The 17,489-nt window shown below is 71.0% G+C and carries 15 protein-coding genes; 7 read left to right on the top strand and 8 right to left on the bottom strand.

The features are described from left to right. Positions 1-55 precede the first annotated feature (55 nt). Positions 56-979 (bottom strand): PAC2 family protein, encoded by a 924-nt coding sequence (locus tag ACFQGU_RS01305; protein WP_386763542.1) that lies wholly within the window; start codon positions 977-979, stop codon positions 56-58. Between the two features lie 181 nt (positions 980-1,160). Between ACFQGU_RS01305 and ACFQGU_RS01300 the strand changes: the two genes are divergently transcribed. Next, positions 1,161-2,003 carry a CPBP family intramembrane glutamic endopeptidase gene (locus ACFQGU_RS01300; RefSeq protein WP_386763541.1) on the top strand — a complete coding sequence of 281 codons (843 nt, stop codon included), beginning with the start codon at positions 1,161-1,163 and terminating at the stop codon, positions 2,001-2,003. An 85-nt stretch (positions 2,004-2,088) separates the two neighbouring features. On the opposite strand, the gene ACFQGU_RS01295 is transcribed toward ACFQGU_RS01300, so the two are convergent. The 6 genes from ACFQGU_RS01295 to ACFQGU_RS01270 are packed head-to-tail and all read right to left on the bottom strand — an operon-like array spanning position 2,089 to position 8,849. After that, entirely contained in the window at positions 2,089-3,549 is a 1,461-nt protein-coding gene (locus ACFQGU_RS01295; protein WP_386763540.1) for an aminobutyraldehyde dehydrogenase, read from the bottom strand. Between the two features lie 42 nt (positions 3,550-3,591). Beyond that, positions 3,592-5,004, bottom strand: a complete 1,413-nt coding sequence (locus tag ACFQGU_RS01290; RefSeq protein WP_386763539.1) for an NAD(P)/FAD-dependent oxidoreductase — start codon at positions 5,002-5,004, stop codon at positions 3,592-3,594. Positions 5,005-5,016: 12 nt separating this feature from the next. Continuing rightward, positions 5,017-6,066, bottom strand: coding sequence for an ABC transporter ATP-binding protein (locus tag ACFQGU_RS01285; protein WP_386763538.1), 1,050 nt, complete (start codon positions 6,064-6,066; stop codon positions 5,017-5,019). Then, positions 6,063-6,833, bottom strand: coding sequence for an ABC transporter permease (locus tag ACFQGU_RS01280; RefSeq protein ID WP_386763537.1), 771 nt, complete (start codon positions 6,831-6,833; stop codon positions 6,063-6,065). Before ACFQGU_RS01280 ends, ACFQGU_RS01285 begins: the two co-directional genes overlap by 4 nt. Then, positions 6,826-7,716, bottom strand: a complete 891-nt coding sequence (locus tag ACFQGU_RS01275) for an ABC transporter permease (protein ID WP_386763536.1) — start codon at positions 7,714-7,716, stop codon at positions 6,826-6,828. Before ACFQGU_RS01275 ends, ACFQGU_RS01280 begins: the two co-directional genes overlap by 8 nt. Further along, complete coding sequence (locus ACFQGU_RS01270; protein ID WP_386763535.1) at positions 7,716-8,849, bottom strand: polyamine ABC transporter substrate-binding protein; 1,134 nt, start codon at positions 8,847-8,849, stop codon at positions 7,716-7,718. Before ACFQGU_RS01270 ends, ACFQGU_RS01275 begins: the two co-directional genes overlap by 1 nt. 239 nt (positions 8,850-9,088) lie before the next feature. On the opposite strand from ACFQGU_RS01270, the gene ACFQGU_RS01265 reads away from it, so the two are divergent. The 4 genes from ACFQGU_RS01265 (at position 9,089) to ACFQGU_RS01250 (ending at position 13,343) form a co-directional block, all read left to right on the top strand. Beyond that, entirely contained in the window at positions 9,089-9,703 is a 615-nt protein-coding gene (locus ACFQGU_RS01265) for a TetR/AcrR family transcriptional regulator (protein ID WP_386763534.1), read from the top strand. A gap of 69 nt (positions 9,704-9,772) precedes the next feature. Continuing rightward, positions 9,773-11,068 (top strand): glycosyltransferase, encoded by a 1,296-nt coding sequence (locus ACFQGU_RS01260; protein WP_386763533.1) that lies wholly within the window; start codon positions 9,773-9,775, stop codon positions 11,066-11,068. Beyond that, positions 11,065-12,375: an aminoglycoside phosphotransferase gene (locus tag ACFQGU_RS01255; protein ID WP_386763532.1), complete on the top strand. Its 1,311-nt coding sequence runs from the start codon at positions 11,065-11,067 to the stop codon at positions 12,373-12,375. The genes ACFQGU_RS01260 and ACFQGU_RS01255 overlap by 4 nt, the downstream gene beginning before the upstream one ends. Positions 12,376-12,377: 2 nt before the next feature. Continuing rightward, complete coding sequence (locus tag ACFQGU_RS01250; protein WP_386763531.1) at positions 12,378-13,343, top strand: SIS domain-containing protein; 966 nt, start codon at positions 12,378-12,380, stop codon at positions 13,341-13,343. A gap of 302 nt (positions 13,344-13,645) precedes the next feature. Here the strand turns inward: ACFQGU_RS01250 and rocD are convergent, their stop codons facing one another. Continuing rightward, positions 13,646-14,881: an ornithine--oxo-acid transaminase gene (gene rocD / locus ACFQGU_RS01245; protein WP_386763530.1), complete on the bottom strand. Its 1,236-nt coding sequence runs from the start codon at positions 14,879-14,881 to the stop codon at positions 13,646-13,648. 227 nt (positions 14,882-15,108) lie between these two features. Here rocD and ACFQGU_RS01240 point away from each other — a divergent pair, with 227 nt between their 5' ends. Next, positions 15,109-15,774, top strand: coding sequence for a SemiSWEET family transporter (locus tag ACFQGU_RS01240; protein WP_386763529.1), 666 nt, complete (start codon positions 15,109-15,111; stop codon positions 15,772-15,774). A gap of 114 nt (positions 15,775-15,888) precedes the next feature. Beyond that, complete coding sequence (locus ACFQGU_RS01235) at positions 15,889-17,439, top strand: 4-coumarate--CoA ligase family protein (RefSeq protein ID WP_386763528.1); 1,551 nt, start codon at positions 15,889-15,891, stop codon at positions 17,437-17,439. Positions 17,440-17,489: the final 50 nt, after the last annotated feature.

Genomic DNA, 17,489 nt, shown 5'->3' with positions numbered 1-17,489 from the left:
GGATTGTTCGGCTCTATTGGATGAGGGTCGCCTTCATCGCAAACCCCAGCGAGGGTCAGGAGCGGTCTTCGGGCTTGCCCTCGTCCATCTCGCGGAGGAAGTCCTCGAGCTGGGCGGCGATCTCGTCGCCGCTCGGCAGCTCCTCGTCGTCGACGAGGTCGGCCATCCGCAGCGCCGTCGCCGCCCCGCGGGCCATGGCGTCGTACTGCGCCTCGAGGGCGTGCACGGCCTCGAGGTTCTCGGGGTTCGCGGCCACCTGCTCGTTGATCTCGCGATCGGCGATGTCGGCCGCGATCTCGAGCGCCGACCAGTCGAGCGCGAGATCGCCGGCTACGGCGACCTCCTGCAGCAGCTGCACGGCAGCGCGCGGGTACTCGACCTGGGTGAGGTAGTGCGGGATGTGGACCGCGAAGCCCATGGCCTCGTGCCCCGCGTCGCCGATGGCGAGCTCGAGCGCACCCGCCAGGTGGCCGGGCACCTGGATCGCACCCACGAACGTCGAGCGTCCCATCACGATCGACGGATCGGTCGCGTGCGCGGTCACACCGATCGGGCGCGTGTGCGGAGTCGCCCAGGGGATCGCGTTGAGACCGATGGAGCGGCGTACGCCGTACCTCTCGACGAGCTGCACCACGGCGGCGTTGAACGAGCGCCACCCGAAGTCGGGCTCGGGGCCGTGCAGCAGGAAGAAGCCGGTGCCGTTCTGATCGGTGAGCTCCGAGAGCCGCAGCTCGGGGTAGTCGATCGACTCGTAGTGGTCGGTGTCGAAGATCATCCGCGGACGGCGCGCGCGGTAGTCGTACAGCGCGTCGATGTCGAACTCGGCCACGGTCCGGTGCTCGTACGTCGCGAGCAGGTGCGCCACGGCCAGCTGCCGGGCGGCCCCGGCGTCGAGGAAGCCGCCGAGCGCGTGCACGAGGACGGGCGACTCGACGTCGACGTCGTCGATCACGATCTCGTACAGGTTCTCCGGTCGCATGCGCCCATTCTCCAACAGTCGGAACCCGCGCGCTCCTGCGCACGTCATCCCTGAAGGCAACGCCACCGCACCCGCCCCCATTCCGCCTGGGCCCCACCGAGCAGGAGTACGACGCCGTGCCCGCAGACCGCACCGTGTCCCGGCGACCGGGAGCACGCCCGCACGCCGTACGGTCGGGAGCATGAGCAGCACGGACGGCACGCCCGACCAGCCCGCCGAGGCGGCTGAGCGCCCGGGCCCGCCCGCCCTGGCACCGGAGACCGCCCCGCGGACTATCCCCGACCGACGCACCCTCCTCGCCGAGGTGTGGCTGGTCCTCTGGGTCTCGATCGCGGCGTCGGCGCTGCGCTCGTTCGTCTCGTTGGTCGACTCCCTCACCAAGGGCACTCCGCTGCGCCAGCAGACGACCACCCTGATCACGACCTACGTCATCGACCGCCCGTGGCTCGACTTCATGTACCAGGCCACCCGCATCGGTCTCGCGCTCATCCCCGTGCTGCTCGTGATCCACCTGCTGCGCCGCAGCGGCGAGGGTGCGCGCACGATCGGGTTCGACCTCCGCGACTGGAAGCGCGACCTGCTGCGCGGCGCCGCGCTCGCCGCCGGCATCGGGGGCGTCGGTCTCGTCTTCTACCTGATCGCCTACAACATGGGCTTCAGCGTGCGGATCGCCGCCGTGACGCTCGAGGGCGGCTGGTGGAACGCCGCATACCCGATCCTGTACGCCGCCTACAACGCGATCGTCGAAGAGGTCATCGTCCTCGCCTACCTCCTGCACCGCGCCGACCAGCTCGGCTGGAAGCCGTGGAAGGCGTTGGGCACCAGCGCATTCCTGCGGGGGGCGTACCACCTCTACCAGGGCTTCGGCGGCTTCGTCGGCAACATCGCGATGGGCCTGGTGTTCGGCGTGCTCTACCGCCGCTGGCGCCGCGTGATGCCCTTCGTCGTCGCGCACTTCCTCATCGACGCCGTCGCGTTCGTGGGCTACGCCCTCCTCGGCGGCAAGGTCAGCTGGCTCCCCTGACCCCCCACCCGCTCACCCTGGTCAATCCGTTGCTTCCGGGGCCGGGAAGCGACGGATTGATCACTCGCACCCCGGGGGCGAGGGGTCAGGCGGGGCGGAAGCTGCTGAGGTCGACGACCGGCGCCGCGTGCTTGACCATCAGATGGCGCGTCACGGTGTACTCCAGCACCGCCTCGTGGCTCATGTCCTTGCCGAAGCCGCTGCCCTTCACGCCGCCATGCGGCGCCTCGGACGCGATCGGCAGGTGGTCGTTCACCCACGTGACGCCGACGTCGAGGCGGTGGCTCACCCGCAGCGCGCGCCCGACATCTTGCGTCCACACCGATGACGCCAGGCCGTACCGCGAGTCGTTCGCGAGCCGTACGGCGTCGTCCTCGGAGTCGAACGGCAGCACGACGAGGACGGGGCCGAACACCTCGCCCTGCACGATCTCGCTGTCCTGCCGGGGTCCGGCTACGAGAGTCGGCGCGTAGTACGCCCCCGCGCCGTCCGGCAGCTCGCCTCCGACGACGATCTCCGCACCCGCCTCGGCGGCCCGGCTGACGAAACCGTGCACGCGGTCGCGGTGCTCGCGCGTGATGAGCGGACCGATGTCGGTGCCCTCCTCGCGCGGCGCGCCCACGCGGATCGCCCGGATGACTGCGGCCATCGCGTCGACGGCGTCGGCGTAGCGGGAGCGATCGACGTACACGCGGGTCGCCGCGGTGCAGTCCTGGCCCGAGTTGTACGTCGCCCCCAGGGCGACAGCCCGCGCCATCGCCTCGAGGTCGGCGTCCGCGAACACGATCGCGGGGGCCTTGCCGCCCAGCTCGAGGTGCACGCGCTTGGCCGTCTCAGCGGCCGCGGCCATCACCGCACGGCCCGTGGCCGACGAGCCTGTGACCGACACCATGTCGGTGCCCGGGTCCGAGACGAGCGCCGTGCCGACGTCGGCACCGCCCGTCACCACGTTGAGCACGCCCGGCGGGAGTCCCGCCTCGGCGGCCAGCTCGGCCAGCAGGATCGACGAGCTCGGCGTCGCCGGTGCGGGCTTGAGCACCACGGCGTTGCCCGCGGCCAGCGCCGGGCCTATCTTCCAGACCCCCATGATGAACGGGAAGTTCCACGGCGCGATCGAGCCGACGACGCCGACCGGGCGCCGCAGCAGCATCGACGTGTAGCCCGACGACAGCACCCCCGCGCCCGTGCCCTCCAACGATCGGGCCGATCCGGCGAAGAAGCGCAGGTTGTCGGCGGCGAAGGGCAGCTCGCCGTCGAGGAAGGTCGCCCAGGGCTTGCCCGACTCGCGCACCTCGAGCTCGGTCAGCGCCTCCCCACGATCCTCCACGAGGTCTGCCAGCTTCAGGAGGACGCGTGCTCGCTCGCCGGCCGTGCGGCCGGCCCACGCCTCCTGGGCGGAGCGCGCCGAGGAGACCGCCTCGGCCACCTCGGACGTCGACGCCTCGTGCACTTCGGCCGTGACGGATCCGTCGGCCGGGTCGTGCAGCACGCGGACGCCACCGGTGCCGGGGCGGGTGGTGCCGTCGATGTGCAGGCCAGCGGTCATGGCAGCTCCTGGTGCGTTCGCGGTGCGAGGTCGGGCCGGCGGTCAGCTGTTGAAGCCGACGCCGAGCCGGTCGAGCAGTCGGAGGTAGGTGCCGCGGCGCCCGCTGACGTCCTCGCGGGCGAGCGCCGCCTGGGTCAGCCGCACGAGCGGGTAGCGCACCGGCTCGGGCGGGAACGGGACGGGCCGACGGCGTACGAGCTCGAGGGCAGTCCTCTCGCTGGCGACGCCGTCGACAAGATCGAGCGCCGTCCGCGCACCGAACCGCGACGCACCCACGCCGAGGCCGGTGTAGCCGACGGAGTACGCGACGTGCCCACCCATCGCCGTGCCGAAGAGCGGCGTGAAGCGCGACGTCGTGTCGATCGCACCGAACCACCGATGGGTGAAACGGAGTCCTTCGAGCTGGGGAAACGTGTCGAGGAAGTGCGTCGCGAGCGTGCGGAACGACTGCTCGCGCGCCTCCACCGAGGCCGGGCCACGACCGGCGAAGTGGTAGATCGCGTCGTATCCGCCCCACAGGATCCGGCCGTCGGGCGTGATCCGGTAGTAGTGGAACTGGTTGCCGGCGTCGGTGAGCCCCTGCTCCTCGCGCCATCCGATCGACGCGCGCTGCGACGGCGTGAGCGGCTCGGTGACGAGCACGTGGTCGTACACCGGCAGGATCCAGCTGCGCAGCCGGCGGAGCAGCGGCGGGAAGGCGTTGGTGCCGAGCACCACCCGCTGGGCCTGCACCGAGCCGCTCGCCGTCGTCACCTCGACACCGCTTGCCGTTGCCGCGATCCCGGTCACCGGTGAGTGCTCGTGCAGACGTGCGCCGCGTGCGAGGGCAGCGCAGCGCAAGCCCCAGCACAGGGCCGCGGGGTCGAGCGTGCCGCCGCCGGTCCGCACCCGCAGCGCACCGAGGTACGTCGGCGAGTCGACGTCGGTACGCGCAGCCTCGGCATCGAGGAGCTCGGAGTCCTCACCGGCCGCCTGGTGCTGCCGGTGGGCGGAGGCGAGGCCGGCCAGCTGGTGGGGCGTGACTGCGATGAGCGACTTGCCCCGGAGCCGCAGCTGCGCGTCGATCCCCTCCGCAGCGACGAAGTCCGCGATCTCCGCGAGGTTCTCGCGACCGAGCCGCAGCAGCTCGGGCATCTCGGACGGCCAGGTCTCGTTGCCGTGCGCGATGCCGTGCGTCAGCGACTCGGAGATGAAGCCGCCGTTGCGGCCCGAAGCCCCGGACCCGACGACGTCGGCCTCGAGCAGCATCACGTCGCGCGACGGGTCGCGGCGCAGCGCCTCGATCGCGGTCCACAGCCCGGTGAGACCGCCGCCGATCACGAGCAGGTCGGTGCGCACCCGACTGGCGAGCGGCGGCGCCGCCGGAGGCGCATCCGGGCGGTCCGTCCAGAAGACCCGGTGCTCCGCGTCACGGAGTGCGGGGTCCACCAGCGCGGACGACGAGGCGAGGGTCACGGGCGCAGCCCCTCAGCCCGCGAGCACGACGGCCTTGGCCGCGTCCCAGGAGATATGGACCACGGCACCGCGATCAGCCTCGGGTGCGCCCGGCCGAGTGTGCAGCACGGGGGCACCGTGGCCGGGCACCTCGACGGCCACGGTCGAGACGCCGCCGTAGAACTGCGTGTCGACGACCGTGCCGCTGACGTACGCCGACGCCTCGTCGACCAGGCGCGTGTCCTCGGGGCGGACCACGAGCACGGCCGCACCGGTGGGCGCCCCTCCCGTGGGCTGGCCCGGGAGCACGACGCCGTTGACGAGCACGCCGCCTTCGGCGGCGGTGCCGGTGAACTGGTTGCTGGTGCCGATGAAGTCCGCGACGAAGCGCGTGGCGGGCCGCTGATAGAGGTCGATGGGCGAGTCGACCTGCTGCACGCGGCCGGAACCCATCACCGCGATGCGGTCGGCCATCGACATCGCCTCCTCCTGGTCATGGGTGACGACCACGAAGGTGATGCCGACCTCGTGCTGGAGACGCTTGAGCTCGAGCTGCATCTCGGCGCGCACCTTGCGGTCGAGGGCCGAGAGAGGCTCGTCGAGCAGGAGCAGCCGCGGACGCTTGACGATCGCGCGGGCGAGCGCCACGCGCTGGCGCTGGCCGCCCGAGAGCTGGTTCGGCCTCCGGCGCGCGAGGTCGGAGAGCCCCACCGTGGTGAGCACCTCGGCGACCCTCGTGCGGATCTCTTCCTTCGGAAGACCCTCGCGCTCGAGGCCGTACGCGATGTTCTTCTCCACCGACATGTGGGGGAACAACGCGTACGACTGGAACATGAGGTTCACCGGACGTCGGTGCGGCGGCAGCCCGAGCAGGTCGTCGCCCGACAGGAGGACGGCGCCCGAGTCGGGTTGCTCGAACCCGGCGATCACGCGCAGCAGCGTGGTCTTGCCGCAGCCGGACGGGCCGAGCAGCGCGAAGAACTCGTTCTCCTGGATGTCGAGGCTGACGTCGTCGAGCGCGACGACGTCGCCGAACGCGCGCGAGACGCCGCGGATGCTGACGAGGGGGCTGGTCGCGTTCATACGGTGTCCGTGGGTCGGGTCAGCCGCTGCACGCTGATGACGGCGGTGAAGCTGACGAGCATGAGGATGCTGGCGAGGGCGTTGATCTCCGGTGTCACGCCGAACCGCACCATGGAGTAGATGACGATCGGCAGCGTCGGCGAGCTGGGCCCGTTGGTGAAGAAGGCGATGACGAACTCGTCGAGCGACAGCGTGAACACGAGCAGGGCGCCGGCCACGATCGCGGGCATCAGGCCCGGGACGGTGATGCGGAAGAACGTCGACACCTGCCCGGCCCCGAGGTCGCGCGACGCCTCCTCGAGCGAGGGATCCACCTGGGAGAGCCGGGCCCGCACGACGGCGGTCACGAACGCCATGCCGAACACGACATGGGCGAGCAGCACCGACCACAGGCCGAGCGTCATCGAGACCAGCGTGAAGAACGCGAGGAGGCCGATGCCGAGGACGAGGTCCGGCAGGATCGCCGGTACCAGCGCGTACGCGTCGAGAAGGCTGGACCGCGAGTGCCTATGCAGGCCCACCGCGAGCAAGGTGCCGAGGATCGTCGACAGCACCGTCGCCCCCAGAGCCACGATCAGCGTGTTGCCGAGACCCTGCAGCACGTCGGCGTTGCCGGCGAGCTCGGCGTACCACTTCGTGCTGAACCCGCCCCACGAGAACGGCTGCTTGGACGCGTTGAACGACAGCACCACCAGCACGAGGATCGGCAGGTAGAGGAAGACGTACGTCACGACGAGCGGCAGCCGGAGCCAGCCGAGACTACGCATCGCGGGCACCCCCCGCGACGCGACGGGACACCCACGACTGCAGGACGAAGAGCACGACGAGGAAGGCGATGACGACGAGCGCGAGCGTGGCACCGAACGGCCAGTCGCGCGCCTTCAGGAACTGGTCGCGGATGAGGTTGCCGACCATCACCGTCTTGCCCCCGCCGAGCAGCTCCGGCACGACGAAGTTGCCGAGGCTCGGCACGAAGACGAAGAGGCAGCCGGTGATGACGCCGGGCAGGGTGAGCGGGAGCGTCACGTCTCGGAAGGTCCGCCAGGGCGTGGCGCCCAGATTGGCTGCGGCCTCGCGCAGCTGCGGGTCCAGACGTTCCACCGACGCGTAGAGCGGAAGGATCATGAGCGGCAGGTAGGCGTAGAGCAGGCCGGCCACCACCGCCCCCGGCGTGTACAGCAGGCCGAGCGGCTCGTCGATCAGCCCGATGCCGATGAGTCCCTTGTTGAGCGGTCCCTCGGAGTTGAGCAGGACGATCCACGCGTACGTGCGGATGAGGAAGTTCGTCCAGAACGGCAGGACGACGAGCACGAGGGCCACCGTGCGCCAGCTGCGCGGCAGTTTGGCGATGCCGTACGCCACCGGATAGCCGAGCAGCAGTGCCAGGAGGGTGGTGACCCCGGCGATGACGAGCGAGCTGCCGAGGACCGACACGTAGACCTGGTCGAGGGCGCGCACGAAGTTGTCGAACGAGAACCGCCACACGACCCCGCCGAACCGGCCGCGCTGGAAGAACGCGTAGACCAGCACGAGCAGCAGCGGGACCGCCATGAAGACGGTGAGGTAGAGCAGCCCGGGCCCGGTGAGCACGAGCCGCTCGCCGGAGGCGAGGCGCGAGCCCCGCCCCCGGCGAGTGGTCGTCGAGGCCATCAGCCCGCGGTCACCTCGGTCGCGATCTTCGTGTACTCCGGACCGAACTCACCCAGGTCGACCAGGCTCTCGCCCTTGAGCAGCTCGGCCGGGGTCATGCCCATGTTGGGGTAGTCGGCGACGAGCGCACCGGCGGCCTTGTCCATGGCAGCCTTGCTCGGCACCTTGTAGAGGATGTTGTCGATCACCCAGGCGCCGTTGTCGGCATCGAGGACGTAGTTGATGAAGGCGTGTGCCGCCTCCTTGTTCTTCGACGTCTTGAGGACCACCATCGTGTCGGCCCAGAGGTCGCTGCCCTCCTTGGGCACGACGAACTTGATGTCCTTGTTCTCGGCGATGCCGTAGTTGCACCAGCCGTCCCACGCCACGACCATCGACGCCTCGCCCGAGACCAGGCGCGAGTAGAAGGTCGTGTCGTCGTAGGCCAGGAGCGTCGGCTTGGTCTTGAGCAGCTGCTCCTTGACCTTCGCCATCTCGTCGGGGTTGGTGGTGTTCGCCGAGTAGCCGAGCAGCTTCTGCGCAGGGAGCATCAGCCAGCGCTCGGTCGCCAGCGCCGTGGTCTTGCCGGTGACGTCCGGGGCCGGGTTCAGGATGTCGCCCCAGCTCGTCGGGGCGGTCGCGACGAGGTCGCTGCGGTAGCAGATGCCCGTGGTTCCCCACGAGTAGGGGACCGAGTACTTGTTGCCCTTGTCGTAGGAGAGCTGAGACGCTTCGGGGTAGAGGTTTGCGAGGTTCGGGATCAGGTCGGCGTGGATCGGCTCCACCAGGCCCTGCTCGGCGAGAGCCTGCGCGAACTGGCCCGAGACGAACGCGACGTCGATGCCCGAGTCACCGCCCGCGGTGAGCTTGGCCATGATCTCCTCGTTGGTGGCGTGGTTCGTGACCGTCACCTTGGGCCCGACCGCCGACTCGAACTTCGTCGGCAGGTCCTCGGGCATATAGGCCTCCCAGTTGGAGACCACGAGGGACTGCGCCTTGAGATCGGCGTTGGCGTCGAGACTGTCGCTCGGGAGCGCGCTCGCCCCACCGCCGTCACCGCCGCTGCTCGCGCAGGCGGACAGGACGAGCATGGAGGCGGCAGCCCCGGTGGCCAGCCACGCGGTGCGGCGGTTCGTGCGTGCAGTACGTCGCATGTGCAAGCTCCCGGTCGGGTCCTGTCGAGCGCACACCCCCGGTGCTGCTCGGCGCCGGCGTAGCCCGGCGTGGGGCGGAGTGTTGCACTGGGACTCAGAGCGGCGCAAGGGTCAGAGCCGTTGGCGTAACACGAGGTTTACCGAATCGTTGAATCCGGATTCAAACCGAAACATGCGCGGTGGAGTCTTCTCGCAGGCCGGATCGCCCGGTACTGTGCGGCGACCGGAGGAGGTGAGACGTGGCGACGAGACCCAAGCCGCGCACCGAGCGCCGTGCAGACCTCGTGGAGGCCGCGCGGCGCGCGATGCTCGAGCACGGCACGTCCGTCCGCCTCAACCAGGTGGCCGAGCAGGCCGGTCTCACATCCGGCGCGGTGCTCTACCACTACCCCGACCTGCAGGACCTGCTCCTCGACGCCAACCGCGCGGGCATGGAGCGGTTCCACGACTACCGCATGCGCGCGGTGGAGGGCATCGACGACCCGGCCCGCAAGCTCGTGGTCACCATCGCGTCGGGCCTGCCCGTGGACAGCGACGACCCCGACGTGCGGCTCCTGTGCGAGCTGGGCGGCGCGGCGGCGCGCAACACCGTGTACGCCGCGCTCCTCACCTCGCTCTACGACCGTCAGGTCGCGATGTACCAGGTGATCCTCGAGTCCGGCGCCGCGCAGGGCGCCTTCCACCTCGCCGACAGCTCGCTGACCATCGGGCGCAATCTCGTGTCGCTCGAGGACGCCTACGGCTACCGCATGATGGCCCGGCATTCCAGCATCGACCACGGCACAGCCACCCGGCTGATCCTCGACTACGCACGACTTGCCACGGGCCATCCTCTGCCCGTCGACGAGACCTGACCGACGTCCCTCCCCACCACCGACGAGCGAGGAAGAGACCCGATGGGCCGACCGCTAACCATCCTGTTCATGCCAGAGTCTGCCTACGGCCCGACCAACCAGTGCGTCGGGATCGGCGACGTCCTCGCCAAGCGCGGCCACCGCGTCGTCTTCGCGGCCGAGGCCTCGTGGAGGGGAAAGCTCGAGGCTCTCGGATTCGGCGAGGACCTCGTCGACCTCTCGCCGCCGGCCGAGGGAGCCGAGGACCAGGACGCCGGACAGTTCTGGAAGGACTTCATCCGCGACACGGCACCGGAGTTCCGCAAGCCCACCGTCGAGCAGCTCGAGACGTTCATGGCACCGACCTGGCAGGCGCTGATCGACGGCGCCCTCTACTGCGAGCCTCAGCTCAAGGCGATCATCGAGCGCGTGCAGCCGGACGTCATCGTCGAGGACAACGTCATCGCCTTCCCCGCGCTCGTCACGGCCGGCGTCCCGTTCGTGCGCATCGTGTCGTGCAACCCGCTCGAGGTGAAGGGCGAGGGCATCGCTCCCGCGTACTCCGGCCTCCCCGCAGACGACCGCAGCGAGTGGGCCTCGTTCCTCGCGGAGTACGACCGCACGCACCGACCGATGTGGGAGACGTTCAACGCCTGGGTCGTCGAGCAGGGCGCGCCCGCGCTGCCCGACCTCGAGTTCATCCACGAGTCCGAGGTCGCCAACCTCTACGTGTTCCCGGAGGAGGCCGACTACACCGACGCCCGGCCGCTCGGCCCGACCTGGCACCGGATGGACTCCAGCGTCCGGGAGACCGACGTCCAGTACGAGCTGCCCGAGATCGTCCGCGACCGGCCCGAGGGCAGCGCGCTCATCTACCTGTCGCTCGGCTCGCTCGGCAGCGCCGACGTCGACCTCATGAAGCGCCTCGTGGACGTCCTCGGGCGCACGCCGCACCGCTACATCGTGAGCAAGGGACCGCAGCACGCCGACTACGAGCTGGCCGACAACATGGTCGGCGCGGAGTTCCTGCCCCAGACCACGCTCATCCCGCAGGTGGACGCGGTCATCACCCACGGTGGCAACAACACCACCACTGAGGCCGTCCACTTCGGCAAGCCGATGATCCTGCTCCCCCTGTTCTGGGACCAGTACGACAACGCGCAGCGCATGGACGAGACCGGCTTCGGTGTGCGGCTGGCGACGTACACCTTCACCGACGAGGAGATGGACGCCGCGCTCGCGACCGTCCTCGACCCGAGCCTGCAGGCACGGGTCGCGGCGGTCGGCGCGGCCGTGCGTCTCCGGGACGGGCTGCGTCGTGGCGCCGACGTCATCGAGCAGGTCGGTCGTGCCCACGTCGACGCCGCGGAGGGCGCGGGCGCGTGACGTCGCCCTGGACGGACCTGGTCGCGGCGGCAGACCCGTCGCTGGTCCTCCCCGTGCGTCCGCGCGGCGCAACGACCGAGGTCACCGGACCGCTCTCGCTCGTCGACCTGATCGACCTCGGCGGCGGGCACAGCGTCGGCGTCGTGCAGACCGGCGACGGCGACCGCTGGACGGTCCCGCTCGTCCGCGAGGGCGACACCGTGCGCCGGTCGCTCCCGGGTGACGGCACGGCAGAGCGTCTCGTGGCACTGCTCGTGCAGGACACGCACGCGAGCAGCGGGCCGTACCGCGTCAGCGCCTGGCACCACGAGACGGTGACCGGAGAACGGGGCGTGACGGTCGACCAGACCAACGAGTCGGTCGTGGTCGGCGAGCGAGCCGTGGTCAAGTGGTCCCTGCGCCTTCCCTCCGACGGCGAACCCGGATCGCCTGCGCCGCAACGGCTTGCGGCCCTGGCTTCTGCAGGTTTCGGCGAGACCCCGCGGCCGTGGGGCACGCTGGAGCGGGTGGTCGACGGCCGGGCCGTGCTGCTCGCCGCGGTCGTCGAGTTCCTGCCCGGCGCGGTCGACGGCTGGGACTGGATGGTCGAGGACGTCCGGGCGTACGCGCGCGGCGACCTCGCCCTCGACGCCGCGCTCGCGCCGTCCCGCCGGCTCGGGTCGCTCACCGCCCGCATGCACGTCGCCTTCGCCGCGACCGGGCGCGGCGAGGCGACCGCCGAGCAGGCCGAGGCCTGGTCGCAGGCTGCCCGTGCCGACCTCGCCGAGGCGCTCGAGGTGGTGGGCGGGCACGAGGGCGACCGGCTGCGGGCGCGCGCGCCGCGCATCGAGGCTGAGCTCGACGTGCTCGCCTCAGCCGCAGGTGCGGTGCTCATCGACGTCCACGGCGACCACCACGTGGGCCAGGTGCTCCGGTACGGCGACCCCGCGCAGTACTCCGTGACCGACCTCGACGGCAACCCTGTGCTCACGCCGTCCGAGCGGCTCGTGCGCAGGCCCGCCGCCGTCGACGTCGCCGGGATGCTCGCGTCCCTCGACCACGTGGGGCGGGTGGTGCTGTTCAGGACCGAGGGCGTCGACGCCGCCGCCGTCCGCATCTGGATCGAGCAGGCCCAGGCAGCCTTCCTGCACGACTACCGCGAGACCCTCGCGGGCATGATGTCCGCGGACCTCCTCGACGAGCGACTGCTCCTCCCGCTGCGCCTGCACCAGGAGGTGCGCGAGTACCTCTACGCCGTCCGCCACCTCCCGCATTGGGTCTACGTGCCGGACCTCGCGCTCGCCGACCTGATCCCGTCCGAGGAGTGACCGTGGAGCCCGACCTGTTCGCCGCCGACCTCGCCGAGAAGCCGGCCCGGCTCGCTGCCCTTGCCGACGTGCTCGCCGCCGAGGACCCGTGGACAGTCCTGCCGGACGACGCACGCCGCATCGTGCTGGTCGGCATGGGCTCGTCGGCTTTCGCATCAGGAGTGGCGGCGGCGAGGCTGCGCGCCCGGGGGTTCGACGCCGCGAGCGAGCTCGCGAGCAGCGACCTGCTGACCGACGTGCGCGAGGGCGACGTCGTGGTCGCGGTGTCGGCGGGAGGAGGCTCGCGAGAGACCGTGGCCGCCGTCGAGCACTACCGCGATCGCGCTCCCTTGGTGCTGCTGACCAACAAGCCGGAATCCGCTCTGGCGCAGTCGGTCTCGACCGTCGTCGACATGCGCGCCGGCGCGGAGCGCGGAGGGGTGGCGTGTCGGACCTTCCAGCACACCCTCATCGCGCTGCTCGCGCTCGAGCGGCACCTGCTCGGGCTCGACCGTGACCTGTCTGCACTCGTACGTCGGTCAGCCGATGCGGGAGCCGATCTCGCGTCCCGCGCCGGCGACTGGCTGCCCCGGATGCACGACCTCCTCGTCGGGCCCGACGGCACCCACGTGGTGGCGCCGGTGAGCCGGCTATCGTCGGCGCAGCAGTCCGCACTGATGCTGCGCGAGGGCCCGCGCCGCGTGGCGCACGCGCACGAGACGGGCGACTGGAGCCACGTCGACGTGTACCTCACCAAGACCACCGACTACCGACTGCTGCTCATGCCCGGCTCGCGGTGGGAGGACGAGCTCCTCCGCTGGTGCGCCGAGCGGGGCTCGACCGTCGTGGCCGTGGGCGCCGACGTCGACGGGGCGGCGTACTCGCTGCGGTACGCGCACGACGACGATCACGACGTACGGCTGCTGACCGAGGTGCTTGTGGCCGAGCTCTTGGCCGCCGCGCTCTGGTCCCCCACCAGCTCAGCCTGATCAGTCCGTCGGTTCCGGGGCCGGGAAGCGACGGACTGATCAGGGTCACGGCGTGGGTAGGCACCCGGGCGGGCGTCGCGCAGATGCGTGACGGCCGGCTGGACGGGCCGGCACCCGGGGGCCTCGGTGACTGCCGTGGAATCGCTACCGGGGACGGCGCGACCTCGCGGTCAGCAGGCTGTCCTGGCTAGCGGGCAGCCACCTCACGAGTCCGATGTGCATGCATGAAACGGACCACCTCCCTTCACGTGTAGAAGGACGGTACGTCGGCGCCACGGACGGCGCATCCCGGTTTCAGCAGGTCAGGGAGCGCTGTCGGCCGATCGGGGTACGACCGACTCCTCGAGCACTGCGATGATCGTCGCGAGCGCGGCGTCGAGGTCCGCCTCGGACACCACCAACGGCGGCGCGAAGCGGATCGTCCAGGTGTGCGTGTCCTTGGCGAGGATGCCGCGGGCGAGGAGCTCGAGGCTCACCTCGCGCCCGGTGCGCCCAGTGCCGTCGAGCTCGACCGCCCACCACAGGCCGCTGCCGCGGACCTCCTTGACCCCCGGCAGGTTCGCTCCGCGCAGCGTCGCGAGCACGTGCTCACCGAGACGCTTGCTGCGCTCCTGCATCTCGCCCGTCTCGAGCAGCGCCACCACCGCGATCCCGACCGCTGCCGCCATCGGGTTGCCGCCGAAGGTGCTGCCGTGCTCGCCCGGCTTGATGACGCCGAGCACGTCCCAGTCGGCCGTCACGGCCGAGACAGGAAGGATGCCGCCGCCGAGCGCCTTGCCGAGGATGCGGATGTCGGGCTGGACGCCGACGAGGTCGCAGGCGAAGGTCGCGCCCGCGCGGCCCATGCCGGCCTGGATCTCGTCGGCGATCATGAGGACGTTGCGCTCGGTGCAGAGCTCGCGCACCGCCTCGAGGTAGCCCGTGGGAGGCAGGACGACGCCGGCCTCCCCCTGGATCGGCTCGACGAGGAACGCGACCGTGTCGTCGGTGATCGCGGCGGCGAGCGCATCGACGTCGCCGTACGGCACCGCGACGAAGCCCGGCGTGTAGGGGCCGTAGTCGTCGCGCGCGACGGGGTCGTCGGAGAAGGACACGATGGTCGTTGTGCGGCCGTGGAAGTTGCCCTCGCACACGATGATCTGCGCGCGGTCGTGCTGCACACCCTTCTTCTGGTAGCCCCACTTGCGGGCCACCTTCAGCGCGGTCTCCACACCCTCGGCGCCGCTGTTCATCGGCAGCACGGCGTCGTGCCGGGAGAGCCGCGCGAGGTCGGCGCAGAACTTCCCGAGCTGGTCGTTGTGGAAGGCGCGGCTCGTGAGCGTGACGCGGTGCAGCTGCTTCTCGGCGGCCGCGACCAGGTCCGGGTGCCCGTGGCCGAAGTTGATGGCGCTGTAGGCGGAGAGCATGTCGAGGTAGCGGCGGCCCTCGATGTCGGTGACCCAGGCGCCCTCCGCCTCGCTGATCACCACGGGCAGCGGGTGGTAGTTGTGGGCGCAGTGCTCGTGCTCGAAGGCGATGGCGTCGTCGGTGATGCTCACGGGTCCTCCGTCGGGCGCGGGCTCCAGCGACGCCGCACCGGGTCGGCGGGGCGTCGGGGCCACGTTGCCACGAACGGCCTCCCCCACGCGACCGATCAGGCCGTGCCACGCCGTCGCCTGGCTCACGTGGGCCTCTCGCACGTTCGCGCGGACCGTCCCGCCCCGGCTATCCTGGGCGTTCCTGACTCGCGAGTCAGCAACGACGAGACCGCGCGGCCCTCCGGCCGATGACCGAGGAGGACGGCGTGCAGCACGACACCCTCGTCGTCGTCTTCGGCGTGCTCACCACCGTGCTCGCCCTCGGGTACGGCGTGCCGCAGTGGCTGAAGGTGCGCCGGACCGGATCGGTCGCGGGCGTCTCGGTGCCGGGCATCAGCTGCGCCCTCGTGTCGGCGTTCGCGTGGGTCGCGTACGGCGTCTGGCTGCAGGACCTGTGGGTGGTGCTGACCTCGGGTGCCGCGATCCCCGGCCTGACCGCCGCGCTCGTCGTCCTGCTACGCAGCCACGCCTCGCGCGATGGCCTCTGGATGACCTGGGCCTGGACCGCGACCATCGCGGCCGCCGCCGCCCTCGTGCCCGTCAGCGACGCACCGATCACGCTCGTCCTGGGCTGCTCGATCCTCTGGTACGTCGCGCCGGCCGCCTGGAAGGCCTGGAGCAGCGCCGACGTGTCGGGGGTGTCGCGCGGCGCCTGGATCCTGCTGCTCGTCGAGTCGGCCGTCTGCGCCGTGTACGGCGTGCTGGCGGACGTCCCGGCCTACCTCGTCTACGCCGCCATCGCCGCCGTCGGCTCTGCACTGGTGCTCGCCCGCCTCGCCTGGCGGAGCGGGCCGGAGTGCGGCGCGTGCCCCCCGCTGCGCACGTGCACCTGCGCGGTGCTCGAGCCCGTCTGACCGCCGTCAGATCCGGCAGACGACGGGTCACGACTCCGGCTTTCCCCTGCGGGACGCGGCCGGTCGCGGCATGCTTCGGCTCACCCCAGAAGCGCGACCGGACCGGAGACCACCATGGTGTTCAGCTCTCCCCTGCCCGATGTCGAGATCCCCGACGTGCCGCTCACCGGATACGTCCTCGCCCGGGCCGCCGAGCTCGGCGACAAGCCCGCGCTCATCGACGGCCCCACGGGCCGGACGATCACGTACGCGGCGCTCGACGGCGCCATCCGCATGCTGGCCGGCGGCCTCGTGGCGCGCGGCTTCGCGCCGGGCGAGTGCCTCGCGCTGATGTCGCCCAACATCCCCGAGTACGCCGTGATCTTCCACGGCGTCGCCATGGCGGGCGGCGTCGTCACGACGATCAACCCGACCTACACGCACTACGAGGTCAACAAGCAGCTGCTCGACTCGAAGGCGACGATCCTCGTCACCATCCCGATGTTCCTCGAGGTCGCCACGAAGGGCGCCGAGGGCACCTCGGTGAAGGAGATCTTCGTCCTCGGCGAGGCCGAGGGCGCGACGCCGGTGACGGCGCTGTTCGGCGCGCCGCTCGCCGAGCAGGTGCCCGTCACGTCCGACACCCTCGTCGTGCTGCCGTACTCGTCGGGCACGACGGGCGTGAACAAGGGCGTCATGCTCAGCCACGGCAACCTCGTCGCCAACGTCGCACAGGTGCTGGACGCCGCCGACATCCGCGAGGACGAGACGTTCATCGCCGTGCTGCCGTTCTTCCACATCTACGGCATGCAGGTGCTCATGAACACCGGCCTGCGTGCCGGCATCACGATCATCACGATGCCCAGGTTCGACCTCGAGCAGTTCCTCTCGCTGCACCAGCAGCACGGGATCACGCGCTCCTTCGTCGCGCCGCCCATCGTCGTGGCCCTGGCCAAGCACCCGATGGTCGACAACTACGACCTGTCCGCGCTACGCCAGGTCTTCTCGGGCGCCGCGCCGCTGTCGGCCGAGCTGTCGCTGGAGGCCGGTGCCCGGCTGGGCTGCGACGTCGTGCAGGGCTACGGCATGACCGAGCTGTCGCCGGTGTCCCACCTGACCCCGCCCGGCATGTTCAAGCCGGGCTCGTGCGGCGTCACGGCGCCCAACACGGTCTCGAAGGTCGTCGACCCGGCCACGGGCAAGGAGCTCGGCGTCGACGAGGACGGCGAGCTCTGCATCCAGGGCCCGCAGGTCATGCACGGCTACCTCGGCAACCCGTCCGCGACCGCGTCGACCATCGACCCGGACGGCTGGCTGCACACCGGCGACATCGGGCACATCGACGCCGACGGCCACCTCTGGATCGTCGACCGCCTCAAGGAGCTCATCAAGTACAGCGGCTTCCAGGTGCCGCCGGCCGAGCTCGAGGCACTGCTGCTCACCCACCCCGGGATCGCCGACGCCGCCGTCGTGGGACTCCCCGACGAGGAGCACGGCGAGATCCCGGTCGCGCACGTCGTGCCTCGCCCCGGCGTTGAGCTCGACACGGACGAGGTCATGGCGTTCGTCGCCGAGCGCGTCGCGCACTACAAGCAGATCCGCCAGGTCGTCGTCGCCACCGAGATCCCGAAGTCGGCCTCCGGCAAGATCCTGCGGAGGCTGCTCAAGGACCAGTCCGGCTCCTGACGCAGGAAGGCCCGCCACCGTGTCCCCCCAGGGACGGTGGCGGGCCTTCG

Source organism: Longivirga aurantiaca (assembly GCF_042660085.1).
GTDB classification, from domain to species: Bacteria; Actinomycetota; Actinomycetes; order S36-B12; family CAIYMF01; genus Longivirga; species Longivirga aurantiaca.
This window is presented reverse-complemented; position numbering and strand designations above follow the sequence as displayed.